Origin of the sequence: Klebsiella planticola ATCC 33531 (assembly GCF_000735435.1) — a bacterium.
Classification (GTDB): Bacteria; Pseudomonadota; Gammaproteobacteria; order Enterobacterales; family Enterobacteriaceae; genus Klebsiella; species Klebsiella planticola.
Map to the genome: position 1 here is coordinate 45541 of NZ_JMPP01000054.1, position 8219 is coordinate 53759.

General features: G+C 58.6%; 6 protein-coding genes and 1 pseudogene. 6 read left to right on the forward strand and 1 reads right to left on the reverse strand.

Features of this window, described 5'->3' with window-relative positions:
* The gene (ptsP, locus tag GRPL_RS05360; RefSeq protein WP_032700340.1) at window positions 1–2502 is read right to left on the reverse strand and encodes a phosphoenolpyruvate--protein phosphotransferase; all 2502 of its coding nucleotides are present in this window, start codon (window positions 2500–2502) and stop codon (window positions 1–3) included.
* Between the two features lie 308 nt (window positions 2503–2810).
* Here ptsP and GRPL_RS05355 point away from each other — a divergent pair, with 308 nt between their 5' ends.
* From GRPL_RS05355 to GRPL_RS27885, 6 genes and pseudogenes are all read left to right on the forward strand, one after another.
* A complete protein-coding gene (locus tag GRPL_RS05355; RefSeq protein WP_032695703.1) occupies window positions 2811–3887 on the forward strand; it encodes a PTS fructose transporter subunit EIIC in 1077 nt (358 codons plus the stop codon).
* Between the two features lie 20 nt (window positions 3888–3907).
* On the forward strand, window positions 3908–4228 hold the full coding sequence (locus tag GRPL_RS05350; protein ID WP_032688436.1) for a PTS fructose-like transporter subunit IIB: 321 nt from the start codon (window positions 3908–3910) through the stop codon (window positions 4226–4228).
* Window positions 4229–4367: 139 nt separating this feature from the next.
* Window positions 4368–6665, forward strand: coding sequence for a formate C-acetyltransferase (locus tag GRPL_RS05345; protein ID WP_032700341.1), 2298 nt, complete (start codon window positions 4368–4370; stop codon window positions 6663–6665).
* Window positions 6631–7506, forward strand: coding sequence for a [formate-C-acetyltransferase]-activating enzyme (locus GRPL_RS05340; protein ID WP_032700342.1), 876 nt, complete (start codon window positions 6631–6633; stop codon window positions 7504–7506). The genes GRPL_RS05345 and GRPL_RS05340 overlap by 35 nt, the downstream gene beginning before the upstream one ends.
* 15 nt (window positions 7507–7521) lie before the next feature.
* On the forward strand, window positions 7522–7863 hold the full coding sequence (locus GRPL_RS05335) for a PTS fructose-like transporter subunit IIB (RefSeq protein WP_032688439.1): 342 nt from the start codon (window positions 7522–7524) through the stop codon (window positions 7861–7863).
* A gap of 82 nt (window positions 7864–7945) precedes the next feature.
* Window positions 7946–8219: pseudogene (locus GRPL_RS27885) on the forward strand (hypothetical protein); the annotation flags it as partial.

Here is an 8219-nt window from a genome sequence, read left to right on the forward strand (position 1 = left end):
CTACAGCTCCAGCTCGCGCTGCAATAACCCGGCGATGGCCTCGCTGCTGTCGGCGGTGACCAGCGCGTGACGAAACGCCTCATGCATAATGCGCCGCGCCAGGCGAGAGAAGATGCGCATATGCTGATCCCCGGCGGCATGTTTGTTCAGCGTCAGCATAATTACAAATTGCGCTTCGTCATCTCCCCACGCCACCGGCCGGGCCAGGCGAGCCACGCTGATGGTCGACTGCTCAATATGCTCCGACTTGCTGTGAGGGATGGCAAAGCTGAAGCCCAGCCCGGTGGAAAATACCGCTTCGCGCGCCCAGAGATCGGCCTCCAGCTTACGCGGGTAGCGGCACCGCCCCGCCAACAGCAGATTGTCGGTCATGCCTTTCAGCACCTCTTCTTTACTGCGCCAGTCGCTGTTTAAGGTAATGCACTGCGTGGTAATCAGCGGCGCGTCCTGCTGAGCCATGCGGAACTGGGCTAATAAGTGTTCCACCTCCAGCGAGGTGCGACACTGCATGGCCTGGTTCAACAGCTGGCGACAGGCCCGGCTATCCAGCCGGGCCAGACGCGCTTTCGTCGCCGAAATTGCCGGCGCGCTCATGCTCAGTTCATCCAGCCCAAGCCCCACCAGCAGCGGCAGCACCGAACCTTTCGCCCCCAGTTCTCCACACAGGCCAATCCATTTCCCCTGGCGATGTACCGCCTGCACGGCGTAGTCCAGCGCGCGCAAAAAAGCCGGGTTGAGGCTGTTGTAGTGGCGCGTGACCTTACTGTTATCACGATCCACCGCCAGCAGATACTGCGTCAGGTCATTGCTGCCGATACTGAAGAAATCGATCTCTTCACAGCACTGGTCGATGATAAACATCACCGATGGCACTTCCAGCATGATGCCAAACGGGATCTTCTCATCGAACGGAATATGTTCATCGCGCAGGGATTGCCTGGCTTCGGCCAGCTGATCTTTCACCCACAGAATCTCTTCCATCGAGGAGATCATCGGAATCATAATTTTCAACGAGCCGTGCGCCGAGGCGCGCAGAATCGCCCTGAGCTGCGTGCGGAACAGCGTCTGGTACTCCTCGTAAATTCGCACCGCGCGATAGCCAAGGAAAGGGTTGTTTTCCGCCGGGATATTGAGATAGGCCACCGGCTTATCGCCGCCGATATCCATGGTGCGAATGATAATGCTGCGGCCGTTCGCCGGTTCCAGCGCCTGGCAAAAAATATTATAAAGTTCATCTTCGGACGGCGCGCCGGGCCGGTCCATATACAGCATTTCGGTACGGAACAGGCCCACCGCCTGCGCGCCGTTGCCAAACGCCGCGGCGGCTTCAACGGAGTGGGCAATATTGGCCGCCACCTCCAGACGCAGGCCATCTTTTGTGACCCCGTCTTTATCAAACCACGCCTGCTGTTGACGACGTAACTGCGCCGCGGTCCAGGCCTCCTGTTGGTAGTAGCGTTCCACCGCCTCATCCGGGTTAACCACCACCAGCCCGGCATTGCCGTCGATAAATAGCGGTTGCCCTACCCACGGCAGCAGCGCCGCCATCTCCACGCCGACCAGAGTCGGAATATTAAACGAACGCGCCAGAATCACGGTATGCGAAGTGGTCCCGCCGCCGCTCAGCAGTAGGCCTTGCAGCAGCGTTTTATCCAGCTCAAGAAACTGGCTGGGCGTTAACTCATCGGCAAGACAAATCGCCGGGACGGTCAGTTTACCCGGTGCCGGGAAGCGGGACTCACCGTAGATGTGCTGCAGAAGCTGGAAACAGACATCGCGTACGTCCAGCACCCGCTCCTGTAAATAGCGGTTGCCGGAGTCGTGGAACTGAGCGCAGAAGTGCTCGCCGCTGGCGACGATCGCCTGAGCACAGCTCAGGCCGGTCAGCAGCCCGCCCAGCAGATGCTGGCGTAGAGAAGCATCCGTCGCCAGCGAACGATGCGCCTCCAGAATGGCGCCGGCGGTTCCGTCGTTATCCAGCAGCCGCAGCTCGATATTTTTAACCAGCAGCAGCAATCCTTGATCCAGCAGCGCCTGCTCGTGCTCAATACTCCCGGCAGCAGGCAGCGGGCCCGGGTTGCGCAGATCGAAAGATTTCAGCCGGGTGAGCGTGCCCCCGGCGCTCCCGGCACACACCGGCCGGCCGTGAAACAAAACAGGATTCAGTCGGGACAGCGATTGCGGAACCGGCTGTACCTCTATACTTTCCGCCGCCGGCAACGGCGTATCGCAGTGCGGAAATTCATCCTGAATAAATGCCGACAGCGCAGCAAGCGCCCGCTGCTCATCCTCACCGCTGATCGTTAACTGACACTCGTCGCCCCGTATCGTGTTGGTTGCAATAATGGCCAGTGCGCTTTTCGCATTGCCGCGCAGGTCGCTGCGCGTATTCCACCAGTCAACAGAAGACGAAAAGGTATTGCATAGCGTTTCCACCAGACTGGCGGGACGGGCGTGGACGCCATTTGGCAAATCACAACGGAATTTAATGACCTGGGCCATTGGCTTTCTCCTGAGCAAGACATCATTGCCTCAACGGTAAAGAAAGCGCGCGGCAGGGACTACGCGAGAAAAGAGTGAATTACTGGAAAATTGTACACAGAGATCTTTTTTCTGCTCCGCCTCACAATTCTCTCTTTTTGTCGCAACATGACCCTATAGCACTTAAGATTTGAGGTGGATCGCAATTTCACGCGCACCTTACAAATATCCAGTAAATGCACTTTTTCTCTACTGTTTTCTCCCCCGCCATTTTCCTACTGTTGAAGCAACAATACTGTCACGAGCGCAAGCGCGCTCAGGAGCAAGCAATGAACGAACTGGTGCAAATACTAAAAAATACACGCCAGCATCTCATGACCGGCGTCTCACATATGATTCCCTTTGTGGTCTCCGGCGGGATCCTCCTCGCCGTCTCGGTCATGCTGTACGGCAAGGGCGCCGTGCCCGATGGCGCAACGGATCCCAACCTGAAAAAACTGTTTGATATTGGCGTCGCCGGACTGACCCTGATGGTGCCTTTTCTGGCGGCCTATATCGGCTACTCCATTTCTGATCGCGCGGCGCTGGCCCCGTGCGCCATTGGCGCGTGGGTCGGCAACAGTTTTGGTGCCGGCTTTTTCGGCGCCCTGATCGCCGGGATGATCGGCGGTCTGGTGGTTTACTACCTGAAGAAAATCCCTGTCCACAAAGTGCTGCGCTCCGTGATGCCCATTTTTGTTATCCCCATTATCGGCACCTTTATTACGGCCGGGATCATGATGTGGGGGCTGGGTGAACCTATTGGCGCGCTCACCGCCAGTCTGACAACCTGGCTACAGGGCATGCGCGAGGGCAGCATCGTGCTCCTCGCCATCATCATGGGGCTGATGCTGGCTTTCGACATGGGTGGCCCGGTCAATAAAGTGGCCTACGCCTTCATGCTGATCTGCGTCTCCCAGGGGGTTTATAGCGTGGTGGCTATCGCCGCCGTCGGGATCGCCATTCCGCCGCTGGGCATGGGGCTGGCGACGCTGATGGGGCGCAAATACTTCACGCCAGAGGAGCGCGAAACGGGCAAAGCCGCCCTGGTCATGGGCTGCGTTGGCGTGTCGGAAGGCGCAATCCCCTTCGCGGCCGCCGACCCGCTACGCGTCATCCCGTCCATCATGATTGGCGCCGCAAGCGGCTGCGCGACGACCGCTCTGCTCGGCGTTCAGTGCTACGCCGGCTGGGGTGGACTGATTGTCCTGCCGGTAGTTGAGGGTAAAGGCGGGTTCATTATCGGTCTGCTGGTCGGGGCATTTGTCAGCGCCGCCTGCGTCATCGTACTTAAAGCCCTCACGAAGAAGAAAGCGTCAGCAGCCAAAGCCGATGACGAACTGGATCTTGATTTCGAAATTAACTGAAACCGCAGAAGGAAGAGTTTATGACCAGGATTATCGCCGTTACCGCCTGCCCGTCCGGAGTCGCACACACCTACATGGCAGCGGAGTCGCTGGAGAGCGCCGCCAGAGCCAAAGGCTGGCAGGTCAAGGTGGAGACCCAGGGCTCCATCGGTATTGAGAATGAGCTGTCGGCAGACGATGTCGCCAGCGCCGATATCGTGATTCTGACCAAAGATATCGGCATCAAGAGTGAAGAGCGTTTTGCCGGTAAAACCATCGTTCGCGTCAATATCAGCGATGCCGTGAAGCGGGCTGACGCCATTATGAACAAAATCGACAGCCATCTTTCGCAGAAAGCCTGAATACCGTCACGCGCAGCGACGCTGCGCAAGACTCAGCGCCTCGCTCCACGAGCGTCATCGTGACCGGCAGTCCGTGCGCGAACCGCGTTGCGAATTGCCTCAATCCGCGCGTGGAGAGGGCGTTCACATGGAGTTTGTCATGACCAATCGTACCCAACGCTTAATAGCAAGCCTGTTCGCTCACCCCCGGGAAATCTCGCTCGAACGCGCCCTGCTCTATACCGAAAGCCACAAACGCACCGAGGGTGAGCCGACGATGATTCGTCGGGCGAAGGCCACCGCCTGGATCCTTGACCATGTACAGATTTCGATTCGTGATGATGAACTGATTGCCGGCAACCGGACAATCAAACCGCGCGCCGGCATCGTCTCCCCCGAGATGGACCCCTACTGGTTACTTAACGAGCTGGATCGCTTCCCGGTCCGTCCGCAGGATCGCTTCGCCATCAGCGACGAAGACAAGCGCATCTACCGTGAAGCGCTGTTCCCGTACTGGGAAAAACGCTCGATGAAAGATGTCATTAACGCACAGATGACCGACGAGGTGAAAGCAGCGGTACGCACGCAGATTTTCAGCATCAACCAGACCGACAAGGGCCAGGGACACATCATTATTGATTATCCCCGTCTGCTGAATAAAGGACTGGCGGCGCTGACGGTGGAAATGAAAACCCTGGCCCGGCAGCATCCGGAGAACGATTTTTATCAGGCGGTGCTGATTTTACTGGCGGCCTCACAGCGCCACATTTTGCGTTACGCCACCCTCGCCGCTGATATGGCCCGCCGCTGCAACGATCCGCAGCGACGCCAGGAGCTGGAGGCGATTGCCGCTCATTCGCGTCATAACGCCGAGCATCGCCCGGAGGATTTCTGGCAGGCCTGCCAGCTGTTCTGGTACATGAACATCATTCTGCAGTACGAGTCCAACGCCAGTTCGATTTCACTTGGCCGTTTTGACCAGTATATGCTGCCGTTTTATCAGGCGTCGTTAACCCGCGGCGAGGATCCCGCATTCCTGAAAACGCTGCTGGAATCGCTGTGGGTCAAGTGCAACGATATCGTCCTGCTGCGCTCATCCAGCAGCGCCCGCTACTTTGCCGGCTTCCCGACGGGCTATACCGCCTTGCTCGGCGGCCTGAGCGAGACCGGGCGCAGCGCGGTAAACGTGCTCTCCTTTCTCGCGCTGGATGCCTATCAGAACGTCCGTCTACCGCAGCCCAATCTCGGGGTGCGGGTCAACGAACTGATCGACCGCCCGTTCCTGCACAAAACGGCGGAAACCATCCGCTTAGGCACCGGGATCCCGCAAATTTTCAACGACGAAGTGGTGGTTCCGGCCTTTCTCAACCGCGGCGTCTCGCTGGAGGATGCGCGAGATTATGCCGTCGTGGGCTGCGTCGAACTCTCCATCCCCGGCCGTACCTATGGGCTGCACGATATTGCGATGTTCAACCTGCTGAAGGTGATGGAAATCGTGATGCTGGAGAACGAAGGTAACCCCGATATCAGCTGGGACGGGCTGATTCAGCAGATCCGCGAGAAGACCCGCTACTACATCAAGCTGATGGTCGAAGGCAGCAACATTTGCGACCTCGGCCATCGGGATCAGGCGCCGGTTCCCCTGCTCTCCTCGTTTATTCAGGATTGTGCGTTGCACGGAAAGGACATCACCGAAGGCGGCGCGCGCTACAACTTCTCCGGCGTGCAGGGGATTGGTATCGCCAATCTCAGCGACTCCCTGCATGCGCTCAAGGGGATGGTCTTCGACCAGCAGCGCATGAGCTACGACGAGCTGATTCAGGTCCTCAAGGCCAATTTCCAGACGCCGGAAGGCGAGAAAATCCGCGCCCGCCTGGTTCACCGCTTTGAAAAATATGGCAACGATATCGATGAGGTGGACAATATCAGCGCCGACCTGTTGCGCTTTTACTGTAAAGAGGTTGAGCAGTACCGCAACCCGCGCGGCGGGCATTTCACCCCCGGTTCGTATACCGTCTCGGCACACGTCCCGCTCGGCTCAGTGGTCGGCGCAACCCCGGATGGCCGCCTGGCCGGCGAGCAGTTAGCCGATGGCGGTCTGTCGCCGATGGTCGGCCAGGATTCTCAGGGGCCAACGGCGGTCCTGAAATCGGTCAGCAAGCTGGATAACTACCTGCTCTCCAATGGCACGCTGCTGAACGTTAAGTTCACCCCGGCGACCCTGAGCGGAGAGAGCGGGCTCAACAAGCTGGCCGATTTCTTACAGGCTTTCACCAGCCTGAAGCTACAGCATATCCAGTTTAACGTGGTCAACGCACAGACGCTGCGGGAAGCGCAGCAGCGCCCTCAGGATTTCGCCGGCCTGGTGGTACGCGTCGCCGGCTACAGCGCCTTCTTTGTGGAGTTATCGAAGGAGATCCAGGATGACATTATCCACCGCACCACGCATCAACTGTGACGTTATCGAGACGCGCGCCGACCGGGCGCGCATTTTCAATCTCCAGCGCTACTCGCTCAACGATGGCCAGGGGATCAGAACCGTCGTCTTTTTTAAAGGTTGCCCACACACCTGCCCGTGGTGTGCCAACCCGGAATCCCTCTCGCCCAAAATTGAAACCGTGCGCCGGGAAAGCCGCTGTCTCCACTGCGCGCACTGCCAGCGGGACGTCGAAGAGTGCCCTTCCGGTGCATGGGAGCAGATTGGCCGCGATGTCACTCAGGAAGCGTTGCTCAAAGAGGTGCTGAAAGATGAGATCTTTTTTCGCGCCTCGGGCGGCGGCGTCACGCTATCGGGCGGAGAGGTGTTAATGCAAGCCGGGTTTGCCACCCGCTTCTTACGCGCGTTGCGCCAGTGGGGGATCCACACGGCGATAGAAACGGCGGGCGACGCCGCCTTCAGCCGCGTCTACCCTCTTGCCCAGGCGTGCGACGAAGTGCTGTTTGATCTGAAAATCATGGATCCCGGGCAGGCCAGAGAGCAGCTCGCCATGGATCTCCCCCGGGTGCTGGAAAATTTCAGCCGGCTGGTGGAAAATGGCGTTCACGTCATTCCCAGAGTGCCGCTCATTCCCGGCTTTACCCTGTGTGAAAAGAACTTCAGCCAGATTCTCTCCTTCCTGGCGCCGTTTGCCCTGTCTGACATTCACCTGCTGCCGTTTCACCAATATGGCGAGCCGAAATACTCGCTGTTGGGCAAGAGATGGGCGATGGCAAAGGTCGGTGCGCCATCGGCAGCAGAAATTAACCGATTCACTCTCATGGCTGAACAAGCTGGTTTTCGCGTAACTGTCGGTGGCTAATGCCCGGAGGATGCTATGGTTCTCAAGATCGTTGCGGTCACGGCCTGTGTGAGCGGCGTGGCCCATACCTATATGGCGGCGGAACGTTTACAAAAAGTCGGCCACCACGAAAAGTGGCAGATTAAAATCGAAACCCAGGGCGCGCTGGGGATTGAGAATAAAATTACCCCCGACGATATTGCCCAGGCCGATGTCGTCCTGCTGGTCACGGATATTGAAATCGACGACGCCAGGCGCTTTTGCGGTCAACGCACGATTAAAACCAGCATCAAAACGTTTTTACTCCAGCCGCAGCACATCGCTGAAGCGGTAAAAAGCATCATGAAAAAGCCGATCGTTTATTTAGATATCCCCTGAGAACGGCCTGCTCATTCCACTGCCTCCCAGGGAAGACGAACCGCTAGCGTCTGCCGGGTTGTCGCCCGGGAGCCTCTCCCCGGTGACGCTGTGCTTACCGGGGCTACAGCCGATGCCACACCGTAGCCCGGACAAGGGATTTACCCCGCCGCCCGGGAATCTCTCCCCGGTGACGCTGTGCTTACCGGGGCGACAGCCGATGCCACACCGTAGCCCGGACAAGGGATTTACCCCGCTGCCCGGGAATCTCTCCCCGGTGGCGCTGTGCTTACCGGGGCTACAGCCGGTGCCACACCGTAGCCGGGCAAGGGATTTACCCCGCTGCCCGGGAGCCTCTCCCGGTGCGCTACGCTACC